This window comes from Photorhabdus stackebrandtii (genome assembly GCF_011189495.1).
GTDB classification, from domain to species: domain Bacteria; phylum Pseudomonadota; class Gammaproteobacteria; order Enterobacterales; family Enterobacteriaceae; genus Photorhabdus; species Photorhabdus khanii.
The window spans coordinates 62,155-80,325 of sequence record NZ_PUJV01000006.1; the positions used below are offsets into that span (position 1 = coordinate 62,155).

General features: G+C 41.5%; 17 protein-coding genes. 8 read left to right on the forward strand and 9 right to left on the reverse strand.

What is annotated here, in order from left to right; genetic code table 11:
• Positions 1 to 6 precede the first annotated feature (6 nt).
• The 4 genes from frdD to frdA are packed head-to-tail and all read right to left on the reverse strand — an operon-like array spanning position 7 to position 3,310.
• Positions 7 to 360 carry a fumarate reductase subunit FrdD gene (frdD, locus tag C5470_RS06810; protein ID WP_166287048.1) on the reverse strand — a complete coding sequence of 118 codons (354 nt, stop codon included), beginning with the start codon at positions 358 to 360 and terminating at the stop codon, positions 7 to 9.
• A 20-nt stretch (positions 361 to 380) separates the two neighbouring features.
• The gene (frdC, locus tag C5470_RS06815; protein ID WP_166287050.1) at positions 381 to 773 is read right to left on the reverse strand and encodes a fumarate reductase subunit FrdC; all 393 of its coding nucleotides are present in this window, start codon (positions 771 to 773) and stop codon (positions 381 to 383) included.
• Positions 774 to 789: 16 nt separating this feature from the next.
• Positions 790 to 1,524, reverse strand: a complete 735-nt coding sequence (locus tag C5470_RS06820) for a succinate dehydrogenase/fumarate reductase iron-sulfur subunit (protein WP_166287052.1) — start codon at positions 1,522 to 1,524, stop codon at positions 790 to 792.
• Positions 1,517 to 3,310, reverse strand: a complete 1,794-nt coding sequence (gene frdA, locus C5470_RS06825) for a fumarate reductase (quinol) flavoprotein subunit (RefSeq protein WP_166287054.1) — start codon at positions 3,308 to 3,310, stop codon at positions 1,517 to 1,519. The genes C5470_RS06820 and frdA overlap by 8 nt, the downstream gene beginning before the upstream one ends.
• A 1,911-nt stretch (positions 3,311 to 5,221) precedes the next feature.
• On the opposite strand from frdA, the gene epmA reads away from it, so the two are divergent.
• Entirely contained in the window at positions 5,222 to 6,199 is a 978-nt protein-coding gene (gene epmA / locus C5470_RS06830) for an elongation factor P--(R)-beta-lysine ligase (protein ID WP_166287056.1), read from the forward strand.
• Positions 6,200 to 6,240: 41 nt separating this feature from the next.
• Here the strand turns inward: epmA and glpQ are convergent, their stop codons facing one another.
• Positions 6,241 to 7,317 carry a glycerophosphodiester phosphodiesterase gene (glpQ, locus tag C5470_RS06835; RefSeq protein WP_166287058.1) on the reverse strand — a complete coding sequence of 359 codons (1,077 nt, stop codon included), beginning with the start codon at positions 7,315 to 7,317 and terminating at the stop codon, positions 6,241 to 6,243.
• Positions 7,318 to 7,498: 181 nt separating this feature from the next.
• Positions 7,499 to 8,851, reverse strand: coding sequence for a glycerol-3-phosphate transporter (gene glpT, locus C5470_RS06840; protein ID WP_166287060.1), 1,353 nt, complete (start codon positions 8,849 to 8,851; stop codon positions 7,499 to 7,501).
• A 553-nt stretch (positions 8,852 to 9,404) separates the two neighbouring features.
• On the opposite strand from glpT, the gene C5470_RS06845 reads away from it, so the two are divergent.
• The 3 genes from C5470_RS06845 (at position 9,405) to C5470_RS06855 (ending at position 10,489) form a co-directional block, all read left to right on the forward strand.
• On the forward strand, positions 9,405 to 9,836 hold the full coding sequence (locus C5470_RS06845; RefSeq protein WP_132355466.1) for a DUF29 domain-containing protein: 432 nt from the start codon (positions 9,405 to 9,407) through the stop codon (positions 9,834 to 9,836).
• On the forward strand, positions 9,814 to 9,987 hold the full coding sequence (locus C5470_RS06850) for a hypothetical protein (RefSeq protein ID WP_166287062.1): 174 nt from the start codon (positions 9,814 to 9,816) through the stop codon (positions 9,985 to 9,987). Before C5470_RS06845 ends, C5470_RS06850 begins: the two co-directional genes overlap by 23 nt.
• 70 nt (positions 9,988 to 10,057) lie before the next feature.
• Complete coding sequence (locus tag C5470_RS06855) at positions 10,058 to 10,489, forward strand: DUF29 domain-containing protein (RefSeq protein ID WP_036844492.1); 432 nt, start codon at positions 10,058 to 10,060, stop codon at positions 10,487 to 10,489.
• 124 nt (positions 10,490 to 10,613) lie between these two features.
• On the opposite strand, the gene C5470_RS06860 is transcribed toward C5470_RS06855, so the two are convergent.
• Entirely contained in the window at positions 10,614 to 11,714 is a 1,101-nt protein-coding gene (locus tag C5470_RS06860; RefSeq protein ID WP_152962675.1) for a glycerol dehydrogenase, read from the reverse strand.
• A 248-nt stretch (positions 11,715 to 11,962) separates the two neighbouring features.
• Complete coding sequence (locus C5470_RS06865; protein WP_166287064.1) at positions 11,963 to 12,637, reverse strand: 7-cyano-7-deazaguanine/7-aminomethyl-7-deazaguanine transporter; 675 nt, start codon at positions 12,635 to 12,637, stop codon at positions 11,963 to 11,965.
• 191 nt (positions 12,638 to 12,828) lie between these two features.
• Here C5470_RS06865 and tusA point away from each other — a divergent pair, with 191 nt between their 5' ends.
• Positions 12,829 to 13,083 (forward strand): sulfurtransferase TusA, encoded by a 255-nt coding sequence (gene tusA / locus C5470_RS06870; protein WP_166287066.1) that lies wholly within the window; start codon positions 12,829 to 12,831, stop codon positions 13,081 to 13,083.
• 96 nt (positions 13,084 to 13,179) lie between these two features.
• On the opposite strand, the gene C5470_RS06875 is transcribed toward tusA, so the two are convergent.
• Positions 13,180 to 15,453: a zinc/cadmium/mercury/lead-transporting ATPase gene (locus C5470_RS06875; RefSeq protein ID WP_166287068.1), complete on the reverse strand. Its 2,274-nt coding sequence runs from the start codon at positions 15,451 to 15,453 to the stop codon at positions 13,180 to 13,182.
• A 425-nt stretch (positions 15,454 to 15,878) separates the two neighbouring features.
• Here C5470_RS06875 and C5470_RS06880 point away from each other — a divergent pair, with 425 nt between their 5' ends.
• From C5470_RS06880 to C5470_RS06885, 3 genes are all read left to right on the forward strand, one after another.
• Positions 15,879 to 16,589 (forward strand): HesA/MoeB/ThiF family protein, encoded by a 711-nt coding sequence (locus C5470_RS06880; protein WP_242687828.1) that lies wholly within the window; start codon positions 15,879 to 15,881, stop codon positions 16,587 to 16,589.
• An 83-nt stretch (positions 16,590 to 16,672) separates the two neighbouring features.
• Complete coding sequence (locus C5470_RS22685; protein ID WP_242687829.1) at positions 16,673 to 16,933, forward strand: hypothetical protein; 261 nt, start codon at positions 16,673 to 16,675, stop codon at positions 16,931 to 16,933.
• Positions 16,912 to 18,102 carry an MFS transporter gene (locus C5470_RS06885; RefSeq protein ID WP_166287070.1) on the forward strand — a complete coding sequence of 397 codons (1,191 nt, stop codon included), beginning with the start codon at positions 16,912 to 16,914 and terminating at the stop codon, positions 18,100 to 18,102. The genes C5470_RS22685 and C5470_RS06885 overlap by 22 nt, the downstream gene beginning before the upstream one ends.
• Positions 18,103 to 18,171: the final 69 nt, after the last annotated feature.

Here is an 18,171-nt window from a genome sequence, read left to right on the forward strand (position 1 = left end):
GCTTAATTACAGGGTGAAAACAGCGATGATAGCGACAATACTCAGGATCGCTGCCAGGCCGTAGAAAACCCATTTTCCTGCCGGGATATGGATTTTCAGGTCATGCATACCGTGATGAATACGGTGTAAACCGCACCATAGCGGCAGAATAATCATTAGTAATAAAAAAACACGACCAATCAAGCTTTGACAGAAAGTCAGAGTTCGTTCATAGCTTAACGCTTCCGGTGCGACTCCCAGTGGTAAAAGGATGGCTACCAGTAAGATAATGGCTGGAGCCACAATTGCGCCCCACATACCCCCGGCACCAAATAATCCCCAGAAAATCGGTTCATCGGAACGTTTAGGTATTTGATTCATCAGATCCTCCTTAGTTGGGGTTAAAGTAAGGCTATGCCTAAGATAATGACGGTGACGATAATAGTGACGGCCCATAACAGCTTGATCACGGGTTCAGGTCCCATTTTTTCACCTTTTATCACTACGTTAGCTGCTTTTGGCGCCAGTTCGAACCACGTTTTGGTGTGTAGCAAAGCGCCCAGTAGAGTGACGATGTTAATCAGCAGAATAACTGGGTTTTGCAAGAACGTGACGAATCCATCCCAGCTGTGTGTACCACCTTTTAGAGCGAATACACCGTATATCAGCAAGATACTGAACCACACAGTCGTAATCGCAGTACTTTCACGCAGAATATAGAAGCGATAAAAGCCCAGTTTCTGCCACCAGTTGGGAGCCATGCCGCGAACATAAGGTTTACGTTTGGTAGTCATTGCGCTATTTCTCCCCTTATTGTGGTTTCAGCATGGCGATCATGAAGTCTTTTGCACTTTCGATCTTGCCTTGTTGAATAGCGGCAGCCGGATCAACGTGTTTTGGGCAGACCTCAGAACAATAGCCGACGAAAGTACAGCTCCATACCCCATTCTGGCTGTTAAGTTGTGGCATACGTTCTTTCTTACCGTGGTCACGATTGTCAAGATTGTAACGGTGAGCCAGAGTAATTGCTGCTGGTCCGATAAACTCGGGGTTTAAACCAAACTGAGGGCAAGCGGCATAGCAAAGGCCACAGTTGATACAACCGGAAAACTGATGATATTTTGCCATCTGTGCCGGAGTCTGAATGTTCGGACCTTCAGAAGGTTTACGATCATTCCCGATAATGTATGGTTTGATAGCTTCCAGACTTTCAATAAAGTGAGTCATATCTACTACCAAGTCACGCTCAATAGGAAAGTTAGCCAGCGCTTCAACTTTCATATCTTGTGAATAATCACGCAGGAAGGTTTTACAGGCCAGTTTCGGCACACGGTTAACCATCATGCCGCAAGAGCCACAGATAGCCATCCGGCAGGACCAGCGGTAAGAGAGGTCGGGGGCCAGATTGTCTTTAATATAACCTAACGCATCAAGCAACGAAGTCTGCTCATCGTAAGGGACCTCATAGGTGATAAAATGGGGTTCAGCGTCATTTTCCGGGTTGTAACGCATAACCTCCATTCTCAGCGTTTTCATCTCAACCATTCGTCTGCTCCTTTTTTTCTTGTGCCGCAGCTTCACCGCCGTATACTCGTTTCGCTGGAATGGATTTGGTAATTTTTACGTCACTGTATTCCAGACGAGGTGCATTTTCAGAGTTATAGAAAGCTAGCGTATGTTTCAGGAAATTTTCATCATCGCGTTCGGTACAACCTGTATCCAAACGTTGATGTGCGCCACGGGACTCTTTACGGTTTATCGCAGAGTGAATCATACATTCGGCTACATCCAGACCAAAGCCAAGCTCAATGGTGTACAGCAGATCAGTGTTGAAAACACTTGTGTTATCAGTGATTTTCACGTGTTTGAAGCGATCTTTCAGCTCAGCAATTTTATCAACCGTTTTCTGCATGAGTTCAGGGGTACGGTAGATACCGCATCCTTCCTCCATAGAGATACCCATTTCATCACGGATCTTCGACCAACTTTCCGTTCCTTCCTGTTTTAGCAAGTTATTCAAACGCGTTGCTACATCACTTGCCTGGGCATCCAATGCGCGGTTGTTATTGACAGGTTTGGCTTGTTGAACATGTTTAACCGCTTCTTCACCAGCCAGACGGCCAAAGACCACCAGTTCAGCCAGAGAATTGGATCCAAGACGGTTTGCACCATGCAGACCGACAGAGGAACATTCACCGACAGCGAACAGACCTTTAATGCGGGTTTCACATTTCTGGTCAGTTTCAATACCACCCATAGTGTAGTGTGCGGTAGGGCGGACCGGAATTGGCTCTTTAACTGGGTCAACACCTACATACGCTTTTGCTAGTTCACAGATAAAGGGCAGACGCTCGAGTAATTTCTTCTCACCCAGATGGCGCAGATCCAGATAAACTATGTCGCCACGCTGAGTGGAAATGGTACGACCGGCCCGCCATTCATGCCAAAAAGCCTGAGAAACTTTGTCACGGGGACCCAATTCCATATATTTGTTTTCAGGTTTACCCAGTGGGGTTTCAGGGCCGAGGCCATAATCTTGTAAATAGCGGTAACCGTTTTTGTTGACCAGAATCCCGCCTTCACCACGGCAACCTTCGGTCATCAGGATACCGGATCCTGGTAGGCCGGTTGGATGATACTGAACAAATTCCATATCACGCAGTGGGACGCCATGACGGAATGCTATGCCCATACCATCACCAGTCACGATACCGCCGTTGGTATTGTAACGGTATACACGGCCTGCGCCACCGGTTGCCATAATAACGGCATTAGCCCTGATCTGAATTTTGGTACCTTCCATCATATTCAGCGCAACCAGGCCACGCGCTTGTCCTTCATCTACCAGAACATCGAGGACAAAATGCTCATCAAAACGTTGAATTTGAGGATATTTAAGGGAGGTTTGGAATAGCGTATGTAATATGTGGAAGCCAGTTTTATCCGCAGCAAACCAAGTGCGCTCTATCTTCATACCACCAAAACGACGCACGTTGACAGAGCCATCTTCTCTACGGCTCCACGGACAGCCCCATTGCTCCAGTTGGATCATTTCTGTCGGACAATGTTTGACAAAGTATTCAACAACATCTTGTTCACACAGCCAGTCACCGCCAGATACCGTGTCATTGAAATGGAAATCGTAGGAGTCGTGAGCTTGGGTGACTGCTGCTGATCCCCCTTCCGCAGCCACAGTGTGGCTACGCATTGGGTAAACTTTTGAGATCAGAGCAATCTTCATCTGAGGATTAGCCTCAGCGGCGGCAATTGCGGCACGTAGGCCTGCACCTCCGGCTCCGATAATAGCGAGATCGGCATTAAAGATTTGCACTGTGCTTCTCCATTGTTTAAGTTAAATTAATTAGTAAGCAAAATCGTTGTAACTTTCCTAAATTTTTTTGTTATTATTTTTCATATAGAAAAATTCTGTAGATAAAATCTGTTAGTTGATGATTAAGGATAACAATTTGTTACTTTCTGTATGAAATTAAGTATAGCGAATTACAAGTGAAGGAAATTTGATATGAAAGGGTATTTTGTTGGATTTGAACACCAAAATTTGATCTGGGTCAGTAATTAGTTATTTTATTTGACACTGATCGATGTTGCTATTATCTAAAGAGAATAGAGGACACATAGTGGAACTGGGCATCAGTGCTATGTAATGAGATTTTTATGTTTCTGGTGTTTTTGGGCGATATTAGAAATTATTTAAATGCAACAGGATTTAAAAATTTTATTTTTTTTGATGATATTGTGATTAATCATTTTAAATTATTTTTTATTTTTTTATAATTTATTGTCGGTTAATTTAAATATAAAAATCACTTCTATTTATTTAATAAATGAATGCTATAATTAAATTTCAAGTAATCTATCAATCAAAATGAATATATAAATACAGTTTGCCATTTTATTTTTATGATCTATATTTATCTAAGGGGTTTTATTTTAACAGGTATAGTGATAACTGATATTTAAATAATGTTTTAATGGTGAATACAATTTAATTTAAGAGTGAAAATATATTAAATAGGAGATGCTATGGCATTACCAAATATTACTATTGCATTACAGGCAGAGAATGGATACTGTTTAAGCTAATTTTATCGAGGGGGAAGGAGTTGACTTTATTATGTGAATCCAAGAAGCTAATAAATATATTATTGATATTTACACAAAATATTCTGCAACACAACTTATCTTCAATAAAATAGTACTTTGTGTAAGTAATGGATCTTATTTAATCCGGATCTCTCTGGCGGGTGTCGATTATATTGTAACGACAAAATCAGATGTTGATGTTTATTCTATTTTTACTTTAGAGTATATCGATGATAATGTAATATCTTTGTGTGCAGATAATAGAAGGTATCTGAGTCGGATCAATGAAAATAGGAGTAGTCATTTAAATAACGTTTCATAATTCTGCTACACACATCCATCTTCAACCTATTGTTATATATAGAATTATTAGTGGTATAAGATGTAGCACTATTTTGGAATCTTATTTAATACACCAGATAAAATATTAATTATGTTTTATAATAATTTGATTGGTAATGTATTATTAGTGTTGCTGGTTATATTATAATTATCATCTTAAATTATTTTTCAGTTTCTTTATAATATCTTACTTTTAATTTAAATATGATGATTGCTTAGGGTTGTTTAATAATTATAAGTGATAATTGGCTATGTCTTCCATAATAAAGAGAGAATACATTTTATTGTTTAATAGTAGTAGTTTATATTCAACAAGGGCGTGTTATTTCTATGGGCATAGAGAGTCGATATGAGGTTTAAATGGTATTCTATAAGTAATTAATTATATTTAAACGGAGGATATGATGGCACTATCAGATCACACTATCGCATTACAGGCAGACAATGGGCTCTATTTGAGTCGGATTAACATAAGTGGTCTTAATTATATTAAGCCGGATAAGGCTGATATAGACGTGTTTTGCCAATTTAAATTGATAACACTGTCTGAATAGATATGATTTTGGCTGGAATCAGTGTTGTCGTGATTAAGCAAAATCGATCACGACTTTAGTATTTATTTGACGGTAATATTTCGGCAGATAGCTAATCATGATATATCCGGCTGTAGCAAATTTTCTGTAGTCTTGAGGTAGGACAAGCTAAATTGTTCTGGGATGGTCAGACGGTAATAATTTGTCTGATATGTGTGATGCAGGTAGACTGCATGTTTTGTTTTATTTTTGGAGTCATTTACATGAGCGAAACAGCAAACTGGCAGCCAAGTGCACCTATCGCCAACTTGTTGAAACGGGCGGCTATTTTAGCGGAAATACGGCGCTTTTTCGCAGAACGCGGGATACTGGAAGTTGAAACGCCTGCGATGGGGCAGTCTACAGTGACTGATATTCAATTGTTTTCTTTTCAGACAGAGTTTGTTGGTCCAGGCGCCGCAGATGGTATGACTCTATATCTGATGACAAGTGCGGAATTTCACATGAAACGCCTGCTGGCGGCGGGAAGTGGCCCTATTTATCAGATCAGCCGTTGCTTCCGTAACGAAGAAGCGGGTCGTTATCATAATCCTGAATTTACCATGCTGGAGTGGTATCGGCCTCACTATGATATGTATCGTCTGATCAATGAGGTTGATGACCTACTTCAGCAGATTCTGGACTGTGAAAGTGCAGAGTCACTCTCTTATCAGCAGGCTTTTCTGCGTTATCTGGATATTGATCCGTTGTCCGCAGAGAAAGAAAAATTGCGTGAGGTAGCCGCTAAATTGGATCTGAGTAATATTGCTGATACAGAGGAAGATCGGGATATCTTGTTGCAGCTTTTGTTTACCGTCGGTGTTGAGCCGCATATTGGTACTGAAAGGCCAACTTTTATCTACCATTTTCCTGCTTCTCAAGCTTCTCTGGCGGAAATCAGTAAAGAAGATCATCGGGTTGCAGAGCGTTTTGAAGTCTATTTCAAAGGCGTTGAACTGGCGAATGGTTTCCGTGAGCTCACTGATGGCGATGAACAACGTCAGCGTTTTGAGCAGGATAACCGTAAACGTGCAGAACTGGGTTTACCTGTCCGGCCGATTGATGAAAACTTGATTGGCGCCCTGAAACAGGGGATACCTGAGTGTGCCGGTGTGGCGCTTGGTGTTGATCGTCTGGTGATGCTGGCTTTAGGTGCAGAAAGGCTCAGTGATGTCATTGCCTTTTCGGTAAATAAGGCATAAAACAACAGGGCGTTGATTAAGACGCCCTGCTTGCATCTATCTCACTTATGTTGATGCTGTTTTTGTAGGAATTTTACACCCAAATCAGGAAAATCGGTAAATACGCCGTCTACACCCGCCTGGTTATAAATAATATCGAAAAGCTGATCGCCGTTGGTGGCATATTTAGGCAGTGCATCAACCCGAATGGTGTATGGATGGACTTCCATATTGTTAGCGTGAGCGTCTTTCACTATACCGGTTAACTTAATGTTAGTTGGTGTGGAATCTTCCGATATAATCATATGGTAATCAGGGCCAATACCATCGGCATATTGTGCCACTTCTTTCATTGCACCCGGTTTGAACATCCAATCGTAGCTGTAATTTACCCATTTGCCGTTTGGTTTTTGTTCATAGGTTTCATTCCAGTCGGTATAGGCGATAAGTTGAATCAATTTCAGATCCATGCCTAGTTTAGGTTCAAGCTCGTTTTTAATGCGTTTGAGTTCCTTGGCATCAAAACATTGCAGATAAACTTTATCGCTTTTCTTGGTGTAACCATATTCTTTCAATACTGCCAGCACCTGAGTGGAAATATCTTTGCCCTCTTGCCGATGGAACCACGGTGCTTTGATTTCAGAGTAGATACCGATATTTTTACCCGTTGATTTATTCAACCCTTGAACAAACTCAATCTCTTCCTGAAAAGTGTGGATTCGAAAATCAGATTTCCACATTGGGAAACGGTTGGCATAGCTTTGTACCTGCTGGTTATTTTTGATATCAAAGCCTTCTGTGAATTTCAGTGATTTGATTTCAGGCAGGGTAAAATCAATGGCATAGTAACGTCCGTCCTGACGGGCTCGGTTGGGAAACTTATTCGCAACGTCAGTCACACGATCAAGGTAATAATCATGTAATACCACCAGCTCGTTATCTTTAGTCATAACCAAGTCTTGTTCCAGATAATCAGCACCTTCGGCATAAGCCATAGCTTTTGCAGGTAGGGTGTGTTCTGGCAAATATCCGCTTGCGCCCCGATGAGCGATAATAATCTTATCTGCTGCCTGAGCGATGCCCGACATAGATGATGCCAGAATCATGCCCGTAACTATTGTTTTTATTGGAGTTTGCATATGTGTTTTTTCTCCGTTTTAGCGATGAGATAAAAATCAATCCTAATTGAGCTGTTTGTCTTGTTATATGAATAACGCTTACTGCATAATCTCTTAGTTTAAAAATTGAAAAAAGCCGCGGCATAAATAATGTCGCGGCTTATTATATTAGCAGTGATATATCACAGTTTAGTGACAATGGTTAACCATACTGACGGGCTAATTCCTGCTTATGTTTGTTTTCTGTGATCATGACAATCAGTAATAGAATAACGGCTAGGATACTACCACCAATCATTACCATAAAACCGCTGTCCCAGCCGAAGAATTCAACGGTGTAGCCGACGACAGCACTCGCCGCAACGGAGCCACCTAAGTAACCAAATAAGCCGGTGAAACCGGCGGCTGTACCGGCAGCTTTCTTCGGCGCCAGCTCAAGGGCGTGCAGACCCGTCAGCATAACTGGACCGTAGATAAGGAAGCCGATAATCAACATACAAGCCATGTCTACAGTTGGATTACCGGCTGGATTCAGCCAGAATATGACAGTTGCGATAGTGACTAGTGTCATAAAGAATACGCCTGTTGCACCACGGTTACCTTTAAATATTTTGTCTGACATCCAGCCACACAGTAGTGTACCTGGGATACCGGCATATTCGTACAAGAAGTAAGCCCATGAAGATTTATCCAGTGCGAAATGCTTGACCTCACGCAAATAGGTTGGTGACCAATCGAGAACGCCGTAACGCAGCAAATAAACGAACACGTTAGCCATAGCGACCATCCACAGTAGTTTGTTCGGTAATACATACTGCATGAAAATCTGCCTGGCTGTTAATTCTTCTTCGTTTTTCTCTGTGTAATCAGATGGGTAGTCGTTTTTATACTCTTCAATTGATGGCAAGCCACAAGATTGAGGTGTGTCACGCATTAAGGCAAAAGCGATCAGTGCAACGAGAATTGCGGCGAAAGCCGGCATATAAAGTGCGGCTTTCCAGTCATTAAACCACGCCATGCCTAACAGGAACAGCAGTGGAGGTAAACCACCACCGACATTATGCGCACAGTTCCAAACGGAAACGATCCTGCCACGTTCTTTCTGTGACCACCAATGTACCATAGTACGGCCGCAGGGAGGCCAACCCATACCTTGGAACCAACCACACATGAATAGCAACACAAACATAACAGCAATACTGGAAGTCGCCCAAGGTACGAAGCCCATAAACAGCATGACAGCCGCCGCGAGAATCAGACCGGCAGGCAAAAAGATCCGCGGGTTAGAACGGTCGGATATGGAGCCCATGATGAATTTGGAGAAGCCGTATGCGATGGAGATCCCTGATAGTGCGAAACCAAGATCACCTTTGGAAAAACCTTGTTCAACCAGATAAGGCATTGCGAGTGCAAAGTTCTTTCTCACCAAATAGTAAGCGGCATAACCAAGGAAAATCCCCATAAAAATTTGCCAGCGTAGGCGGCGATAGAGTGGATCTATCTGTTTTGTTGGCAGCCGGGGCTTATGAAGCGCCGGCTTGAGAATACTTAACATATTTTGCCTCCGATGGCTTTTTTTGGTTATGTGTACAACTCACCGGTTGACTAATGCCACCGGATGGAAAAGTGAGCGGTTTTGTAAGTGATTATTTTCCATAACGAAAATTATGATAGTTGAAATAACCCAACCTATCTGTGAGACAAGACTCAGTTGTTAAAATCGTTTTGCCCTGGCGATGATTTTGAGTGATTTGTTAACTTTTTAAAATGTACTTTACCAATGAAATTGTGACTATCGTCACAATAACGAGCTTTATTTAATTGTTGGTGAGCGTTTTTAGTTCGTTTTTGTTCTTTATCAAACAAAAACCCCAGTTTTTGTACATATTCTATTTAAGAATAAGAACATTATTAGCTAGGTAACCTGGTTGGAAAGCAGTTGTTCATGATGGGCAGTTTTCCTATGACAGATAAATGGATGTCATCATAGGAAATGAGCCGTTAATCGATTTAAACGATGAATATACTGTTTTGACGATGTAGCTATAATTTGACAGACTAATCAGCTACACGATTTGTATAGCTGATCATATGCCTATGGAGGAACCATGACAACACGTTATGACAGTGACTTTTATGGCTGGACGCAGGAGCAGGCAAGTTTGCTTCGTTCCGGCAATTTGAGTCAATTGGACACGGAAAACCTTTCGGAGGAAATAGAAAGTATGGGAAATAGCCAAAGAAACGAGCTGGAATCTCGTCTTGAAGTGCTGTTTCTCCACCTTCTAAAATGGCAATTTCAGTCTGAACGGCAAGGCAGAAGTTGGAAATTGACGATTGAAGAGCAACGAAGGAAAATAGCTCGCCGTCTTAAAAAAAATCCTAGCCTAAGATCAGAACTTAGTGAAATTTTCTCTGATGCTTATGGTGATGCCATTATTGCCGCAGAGCGGGAAACTAATATTAGACGCAGTGTATTCCCTGAAACTTGCCCCTGGACGTTTGAGCAAATCATGGATGAGAATTTTTGGCCTGAATAACGCCGACGCATTTGTTTATCTTGACGCACTGGCTTTGGTCAGTGCGTTTTATGCATTATTCCAGATGAAGGAAACTTCGGTGTTGATTTTTCCACTGCAATATATAGGAAATGAGCCGTTAATCGATTTTAACGATGATATATTACTTTGACGGTGTGGTTATAATTTGACAGACTAAATCAGCTACACAATTGTATAGCTGGTATGCCAATGGAGGAATCATGACAACACGTTATGACAGTGACTTTTATGGCTGGACGCAGGAGCAGGCAAGTTTGCTTCGTTCTGGTCATCTTGAGCAACTGGATACTGAAAATCTTCTTGAGGAAATAGAAGCGATGGGGCGAAGTGAGCGCAGAGAACTACGGTCCCGGCTGGAGATTTTACTCGCACACTTGTTGAAATGGAAATATCAGGCAAATCGCCGGGGGCGTAGCTGGGAATTGACTATTGAGGAGCAGAGGGATAAGGCTACTGAATGTTTGAAAGAATCTCCCAGTCTGAGAAATAAGTTGGATGAGCATTTGGAAAAAGCCTACATTGCTGCTCGTCGATTAGCAGAAAAGGAGACGATGATTAATCAGAATGTATTTCCTGTAACCTGCCTTTGGACATTTGAGCAAATATTGGATGAGAATTTTTGGCCTGAATAACGTCGACGCATTTGTCTATCTGACGCACTGGTTTTGGTCAGTGCGTTATTTATCAGCTTTTTCATTCCGAACTCCGGTTGTCCGAACAAAATAAGAGCGGGAAGTTTCCCCGCTCTTTTCTGGTTTAATACAGCCAGTCACGCCCCATGCGGTCAGCAGTAAGAATAGCGGCATACACTTTTTCCGGTGTCACTTCAAAAGGCATGTTGTGAATGGTTTCACCTTCAACACAACTGGCTTGCGCCACTGCCATCACTTTCTCTTTCAGTTTTTCACCATCTTTCACGCCAAGTTGATCTAACGTAATCGGTAGACCGATCTGCACGCAGAAATCAAGTAAAGTATCCAATTCTTCATTTGGGCTATTCTCCAGCACTAGTTGAACCAATACCCCGAAAGCGACTTTTTCGCCGTGATACATATGGTGGCATTCCTCCAATACAGTAAAGCCGTTGTGTACGGAATGAGCGGCAGCGACACCCGTATTTTCAAAGCCCAGACCACTCAAATAAGTAATGGCTTCGATAACATTTTCCACTGCAGGTGTACTGACTCCTACCTCAACAGCCAGTTTTGCTTTATAACCTTCTTCTACTAAAGTTTCGTAACAGAGATGGGAAAGAGCCATCGCCGTGCGGGATATTCCACCACCGGTCATTCTAGGCTTATGGCCGGCATGGCAGACGCGTGCTTCGAAGTAAGTTGCCAGTGCGTCGCCAATGCCGGCAATCAGGAAGCGGGTTGGGGCTTTAGCAATAATACTGGTATCAATCAGTACAATATCTGGATTGGTTGGGAAAAACAGATAGTCCTCATATTCGCCGTCATCGGTATAAACAACAGAGAGAGCGCTGGCTGGGGCGTTAGTAGAGGCGATAGTTGGTGCAATCAGAAGAGGTAATTTGGATTCGTGAGCAACTACTTTTGCGGTATCTTGTACTTTACCGCCACCGATGCCAATAACAGCCTGGCATTCATGCTTTTTAAGCATGTCAGACAGGCGCTGAATTTCACTACGGCTACATTCACCGCCAAACACTTCAAAATGGCTGGTAACATCAGATTCTTCCAGGCTGCTATAAACAGTATCTCCCACTAATTTCATAGCAGAGTTACCGATAATAACAAAAACATGGTCGGCGATAGTTTTTGTGTATTTACCAATATGGAGCAGGGCATCAGGCCCCTGAATATATTTGGCTGGAGATTGAATAACTTTCAACATAAAAATACTCCTTTTGTGGAAACTTAATGTCTGTTTGCTATATAAATCTTCCTGACAAACAGGGAGCAGAATGTGACAGACCAGGAAATTGGCTTCGGATGAAAAAAGTACTTAATTACTTAACAGACTAACATCGTATGATAAAAAGTAATGGTTGATTATGGATAAATAAAGTTGTTATACCCGTTTTATCGCGGGAAATATGCATTTTTTTGATCTATGCCCGGTATCTGCCGGGCAGATGAAAATCAGCGTACCTGGATATGAGCATTGCCAGCCGGGTAAGCGAAAAAATACTTCAGAATCAGGTTCAGTGAAACGCCGTAAGCTGGAAGGAAAAAGAGCAAGCATATTAATAGCTTAAAACAGTAATCCACTAACCCAATTTCGACCCAGTTAGCGGCCATGAAGGCATCGGTACTGCGGTAGAAGGCGATAAAGAAGAAGGCAAGAGTATCAAGCAGATTGCCAAAGAACATAGCGACGGCGGGAGCGACCCACCAGTTACGTTTTTGGCGCAGGCGGTTAAAGACGTATACATCCAGTATTTGTCCAAGTGAATAGGCCATAAAGCTGGCACAAGCGATACGGGCAACAAATAGATTGAATTCAGACAAAGCTGTAAACTTTTGCCACGCTCCTTGGAAGAAGAGAGCTGAAATAATATAAGAGATCAGTAATGCAGGGATCATGACAGTAGTAATGATTCGCCTTGCCAGTGATGCGCCGTAGATACGAACAGTCAAATCTGTTGCAAGAAAGATAAATGGGAAAGTAAAAGCTCCCCAGGTGGTATGAAAACCAAAAATAGAGACAGGTAATTGCACCAGATAATTACTGGAAATAATGATCAGGATATGAAATAACGAAAGCCAAATCAAAGCAGTAGTTCGCTGCTGCGTAGTTGTAGTTAATAAAAGCATATTATACCTTTTTGGATAATGGGGTGAGGGAACCCAATGAAATATCTGCCACTTTAGCTGACGGCGCTTCGTATGATACGTCTGTTGCCTGAAAAATCAAAATGTCTGCCTGTAAAGTTAATTTTTGATGGCTTTTTTATAATATAATCGACTTTCATAAATGGCCTGAAATTACAGAGACAGAGATAGTTATGCCAGATATTTTTGCCAATCCTGATAAGACTCTTGATACACAAGGACTTCGTTGTCCTGAACCTGTGATGATGGTACGGAAAACCGTACGTCATATGGAAGCAGGGCAGATGTTATTAATTCTTGCTGATGATCCGGCAACCACGCGTGATATTCCCGGTTTCTGCCGTTTTATGGAGCATCAGCTTGTTGCGCAAGAAATAGAACAAACACCTTATCGCTATTTGGTGCGAAAAAAAGAGGGGCAACTGTGAATATACCTATAGATGTAAAAGGGGATTCATTTGTTGATGCAAAATCCGAACGACAAAAATGTAATCCACCTTCACTGTATGGCGAGACAAATTTCATTATTTCGCTTTAATTCTCAGTAACCTGACAGCGTTTGCAGTCACAAGAGCAGTAGCGCCAGAGTCTGCCAGTACTGCCATCCACAGGCCAGTAATACCTAACAGACTCGTGACAAGGAAAATCCCTTTTAGCCCCAGCGCAATAGCAATGTTCTGGCGGATATTATTGTGAGTGGCGCGGGAAAGCGCGATTATTTCTGACAAACCGGTCAGACGGTTGTGAGTCAATGCTGCATCTGCGGTTTCCAGCGCAACATCAGTACCACTTCCCATTGCCACCCCGATACTGGAAGCTTTCATTGCGGGTGCGTCATTAATGCCGTCACCGACCATCATTGTGCTGTGATCTTTATTCAGCTTCATAACAGCTTTGACTTTATCTTCCGGCATTAATCCAGCGCGGAAATCTATTCCTAACTGACTCGCAATGGCGGTTGCAGCACGTGGGTTATCACCTGTCAGCATCACTGATTTTATACCCTGATCTTTCAGTAAACGAATGGCATCTATCGCATCCTGACGCAATGTATCCTGCATAGCGATAAGGCCGGTAAATTGCCCGTCATGCATCACGGCAACAACGGTTTTCCCGTGATCTTCTAATTGAGCAATTCTTTGTTTCCAACGATCGGATAAAGTGCTCTCTGGCAGTTTTCCGGGCGCACTGACAAGAATGCGTTTGCCGTCTAACTGGCCTTCAACACCAATGCCTGCCAGTGCTTTACGATGATCAGCTTCAGTAACGTTAACGTTTTTACTTTCTGTATGTTGCAGAATAGCTTTGGCCAGTGGGTGATGGGAGCCACTTTCTACTGCGGAAGCCAGAGCTAATAGCTGAGATTCGTTGATATTTTCTACTGGTTGTACATCAGTAACTTGTGGTTTACCGGCTGTCAGTGTGCCCGTCTTATCAAAGGCGATGGTTGTGATTCGGCCCAGTTGTTCCAGTGCCGCACCACCTTTAATCAATGCACCCCGGCGGGTTGCGGCTGCAAGTGCTGAGGTGATTGCGGCTGGTGTGGAAATCACCAGAGCACAAGGGCAACCAATCAGCAGCAAAGTAAGACCACGGTAAATCCAGGTTTCCCACGGTTGGCTGAATACAGTAGGTGGAATGATGATAACCAACGCAGAGAACAGCATAATCAGCGGCGTGTAAATCCGGCTGAAACGATCAATAAAGCGTTCAATCGGTGCGCGGCGTTCTTCTGCTTCTTCAATCAGTTGCAGGATGCGGTCAATGGCATTGTTACCCTGTTCGGACAGCACTTTCATCTGTACTGAACGATCCACAGACAGACAACCTGCCGGGACTTTTTCTCCCTGTATTCGTTCAACCGGAATGGATTCACCTGTCAGAGCACTTTCATCAAAGCTGGCGAATGAACTGAGTAATTCAGCGTCAGTCGGTAAACGTCCGCCTGGTGCAACCTCAATAATGTCGCCGGGGCGAAGGTCTGCGACTGGGACAGTTTTTTTCTCACCATTTTTTACCAGCAGCGCTTCTTCTGGAACCAGAGCCATCAAGGCGCTAACTCCCCGACGTGCACGGCCGGCGGCGTAGGATTCCAGCATTTCACCAAGCATAAACAGCAGCAGTACCATTGCCGCTTCGGCGGTGGCATCAATAAATAGCGCACCGATTGCCGCAACGCTCATCAGTGTTTCAATAGCGAATGGTGTGCCAGATCGTATTAGTTGCCAGGCTTTGCTGATAATGGGTACCAATCCAATTATGGTGGTGATAATAAAAGCAATGCGGCCAAGTGGGGCATTGACGCTGGAGATTCCCCAGCTTGTCAGCATCATCAAGGAAAGAATGATGATCGGTGCAAATTCTTTCCAGCGGCTGCTTTTTGGTGCCTTCTGGTTTGAGTCTGGGTTGTATAGGTTAAATCCAGCCTGATTAACGGCTTTGATAACTGCTGAACGTATATCTGTATCGGCATCCACGACCAGTTTTTCAGTTGCAAATAGAACCTTAGCTTGCTTCACTTCTGGAATTTTACTGACTGCCGTTTCAATTTTGCGCGCACAGCTAGGACAATCCATGCCATTAACAACCCAACTAAAACGCTGATTTGCCAAAAGCTCAGGCGCTTGTATCTCTTGTGTATCATGGGAATGGTTGTGCTCATGTGAATGAGACTCACCATGTTCATGATTATGTGAATGCTTACTAACGATTTTTACCTGATCTGTGCAGGCAGTAGAACCACAACAGCTTCCATGCTGGTGGCTATGTTGGTGAGTGTTATTTTTGTTTGAGTGCATGGGCTCCCCCTTAGCAGAGTTAATTCAACGATAATGGCTAAACTCTACACTTTGGAGTCTACTCCAGAGTCAAATAAAAAAGAGAAAATACATTGGTAAATTGTGCGACCTATCATTGATACTGATTTTCATCTGCAATATCGGTTTCATGATGCAAGGTTCTTTTGTGAGTGTGTCTTTATGTTGAGAAAGGTAAGTACAGTTATAGTTCTTATCTTTGATAATATTTTTGTTGACTTGTTTTTTATTATGTGAATAAATGAATTGTTATTGATTTGTTAATGAAATTTATCAACATTCTTGTTTCGGGAGGGGAAAAATGATCAGTATCGCTTCTAACTAGTTACGTTAATAATGATTATGTTGTATGCCGTAGAAGATTATTTCTATGGCATAGTACCCAGCATATAAATAGAGGGTTGTTTATGGTTAAGATTGCTAGATATATTCAAGCTGGAAGGTTTGAATCTGGTGGAATTTTTGGTGTAGGTTCTAATCAAGTACTCATACTACAGAAGAAGCGATTTGAATCTTTAGTTAAAATCGCTTCTTTTCTAAAAAAAGAAACGGATAGTGATAACCTCTATGAATACATAAAGAATAACGTTAGTGATGTAAGTGAGGATGACATAAATTTTTCCCTTTCTCTTTTTAGAGAGAAAAATTCACTGATGAGTTCTTCATATTTTGATTCTGATGATAGGTATAGTAGAAACGTACTCTATTATCATTACTTAGGTGCTAACTCTAAAGAAGTTCAGGAAAAAATAAGTAAATCAAACGTTACCATTATAGGGTGTGGGGGAATAGGAAATCATATTTCATATCTTCTGGCGACCTCTGGAGTTGGTACTATATCTATAGTTGATAGTGATATAATTGAGATAAATAATTTAACTCGGCAAGTTTTATTTTCGGAAGAAGATGTAAATTCTCTTAAAATTGACATATTAGAGAGAGAGTTATTAAAACGAAATTCAGAGCTAAATGTAAAGAAGGTGAATTTAGAGATAAAACATAAGGATGATTTGTCTAAAATAGAAAAATCTGACCTTTTCATTGTGTCCGCTGATACTCCATTTGAACTGATTAGGTGGGTTAATGATTATTGCTTTGAAAAAAACAACCTTATTTAAATGTTGGGTATATAAATGATATATCTGTTATAGGCCCTTTTGTCATTCCAGGAGAAACAGTTTGCTTCAATTGTTCTAAGATAGTGCCTGATTACGTTTGTGATGATGAGCTACAAGATAATTTGACAACAATAAATTCTGATTTCAAAGCAGCCACTTTCCCCAGTGTCAATGGGGTAGCTGCTTCATATGCTTTTGGGGATGTTATGAAATTCTTAGGAGGGTATGGTGAAATACTTAGCAAGAATAGAAGAATTGGAATTCACTCTCGTAAAATAAAAATAGAAACACAAGAAATACCTAAAAATGAAAGGTGTAATATATGTGGTCTTCAACCAAAATAATAATAACATATTCTGTTATTTTTAATTCTTTGAGGATGCTCATTGGTGCTACTTCATCGATTTATCTTTTAAGCAAAGGCGTATCTCTTGTCGATCTTGGTTTAATGAAAACCATGCAGGCCAGCGTTTTTTTTATATTGGATATACCAACGTCTTATCTTGCTGACAGGATTAGTAGAAAATATGCGATAGCGATTTCTGTTTTTTTTGGTGGAGCTTGGTTGGTTTTAACGGGAGTTTCATCCAATTTGTATGGTTTTTATCTGGCCGAATTTTTTAATGCGATCTCTTTGACGATAATAGGTGGAACATATAACTCATACTTGATTGATGTATATCAATCAGAGGGTGGTAAAGACACTCATCGAATACTGGGAATTAACGGTAAATATCATTATATGTCTATGGCTATTGCCGCTATGATTGGCGCTGCGATAGGTGATGTAGATTCACGATGGATATGGATTTTTGCCGGATTCGGTAGTTTTATATTGATGTTTTTTTCCTTTTTGCTTCCTGAATCAAAGGTTAAATCAGTAGATGGGAAAAAATCAGGGTTAATAAATGATATAAAGGAAATATATTCTCTTTTAATTAAAGGAAGTAAAGACTTCTTATTCGTATTTTTCGCTGTTGTTTCAAATATAGTGTATTTTCAAATATTACTCCAATATTGGCAACCCTATGCTTTTTATGGGTTTTCTGGTGGAGTTAAAGGTTCTTTGTCATATGGAATATTATTTGTTTTTATTCTTATGGCTCAATCTGTCGCAGGATGGATCATCAGTAAAATCAGTGACAATAAAAAACTGATTTGGTTTGGCTTCCTTTTGATGTTTGTTTCCACCGGAATATGCCTGTTAGGAGGGGAGAATTATCCATACTTAATACCTGTAGCTTTAATTTTTATGTTTGGTAGTAATCAATATCTAACAATGGGGCTGAGAGCCGTTTATCATGGCTATTTTGATGCCAGTTTGAGGTCAACATTTGACTCTTTATTATCGACATTTGCACGCTTAATCGTTTTGATACTTTTTCCGGTGGTTGCATATCTTACGGAAACTTTTGGATGGCAAATAATGTCATATTCACTCATTATTTTGTCTTCAATAGTTATTTATCTTTATGTGTTTAGCCTGAAATTATCGCTCAGGCAAACACACTAAGGATCCCTTCCAATACAGAATTAAGATAAGCGGGTAGCTATGAACGAATGGCGGCATCTATGCTTGCTT

Bases quoted from the DNA above. Each gene is read 5' to 3' on its own strand.
- C5470_RS06855 (WP_036844492.1), top strand. From the start codon at position 10,058: ATGACAACACGTTATGACAGTGACTTTTATGGCTGGACGCAGGAGCAG.
- C5470_RS06865 (WP_166287064.1), bottom strand. From the start codon at position 12,637: ATGCTTTTATTAACTACAACTACGCAGCAGCGAACTACTGCTTTGATT.
- C5470_RS06880 (WP_242687828.1), top strand. From the start codon at position 15,879: ATGGTTAAGATTGCTAGATATATTCAAGCTGGAAGGTTTGAATCTGGT.
- tusA (WP_166287066.1), top strand. From the start codon at position 12,829: ATGCCAGATATTTTTGCCAATCCTGATAAGACTCTTGATACACAAGGA.
- glpT (WP_166287060.1), bottom strand. From the start codon at position 8,851: ATGTTAAGTATTCTCAAGCCGGCGCTTCATAAGCCCCGGCTGCCAACA.
- C5470_RS06885 (WP_166287070.1), top strand. From the start codon at position 16,912: ATGTGGTCTTCAACCAAAATAATAATAACATATTCTGTTATTTTTAAT.
- frdC (WP_166287050.1), bottom strand. From the start codon at position 773: ATGACTACCAAACGTAAACCTTATGTTCGCGGCATGGCTCCCAACTGG.
- epmA (WP_166287056.1), top strand. From the start codon at position 5,222: ATGAGCGAAACAGCAAACTGGCAGCCAAGTGCACCTATCGCCAACTTG.
- C5470_RS06875 (WP_166287068.1), bottom strand. From the start codon at position 15,453: ATGCACTCAAACAAAAATAACACTCACCAACATAGCCACCAGCATGGA.
- frdD (WP_166287048.1), bottom strand. From the start codon at position 360: ATGAATCAAATACCTAAACGTTCCGATGAACCGATTTTCTGGGGATTA.
- C5470_RS06845 (WP_132355466.1), top strand. From the start codon at position 9,405: ATGACAACACGTTATGACAGTGACTTTTATGGCTGGACGCAGGAGCAG.
- C5470_RS06820 (WP_166287052.1), bottom strand. From the start codon at position 1,524: ATGGTTGAGATGAAAACGCTGAGAATGGAGGTTATGCGTTACAACCCG.
- glpQ (WP_166287058.1), bottom strand. From the start codon at position 7,317: ATGCAAACTCCAATAAAAACAATAGTTACGGGCATGATTCTGGCATCA.
- C5470_RS06850 (WP_166287062.1), top strand. From the start codon at position 9,814: ATGAGAATTTTTGGCCTGAATAACGCCGACGCATTTGTTTATCTTGAC.
- C5470_RS06860 (WP_152962675.1), bottom strand. From the start codon at position 11,714: ATGTTGAAAGTTATTCAATCTCCAGCCAAATATATTCAGGGGCCTGAT.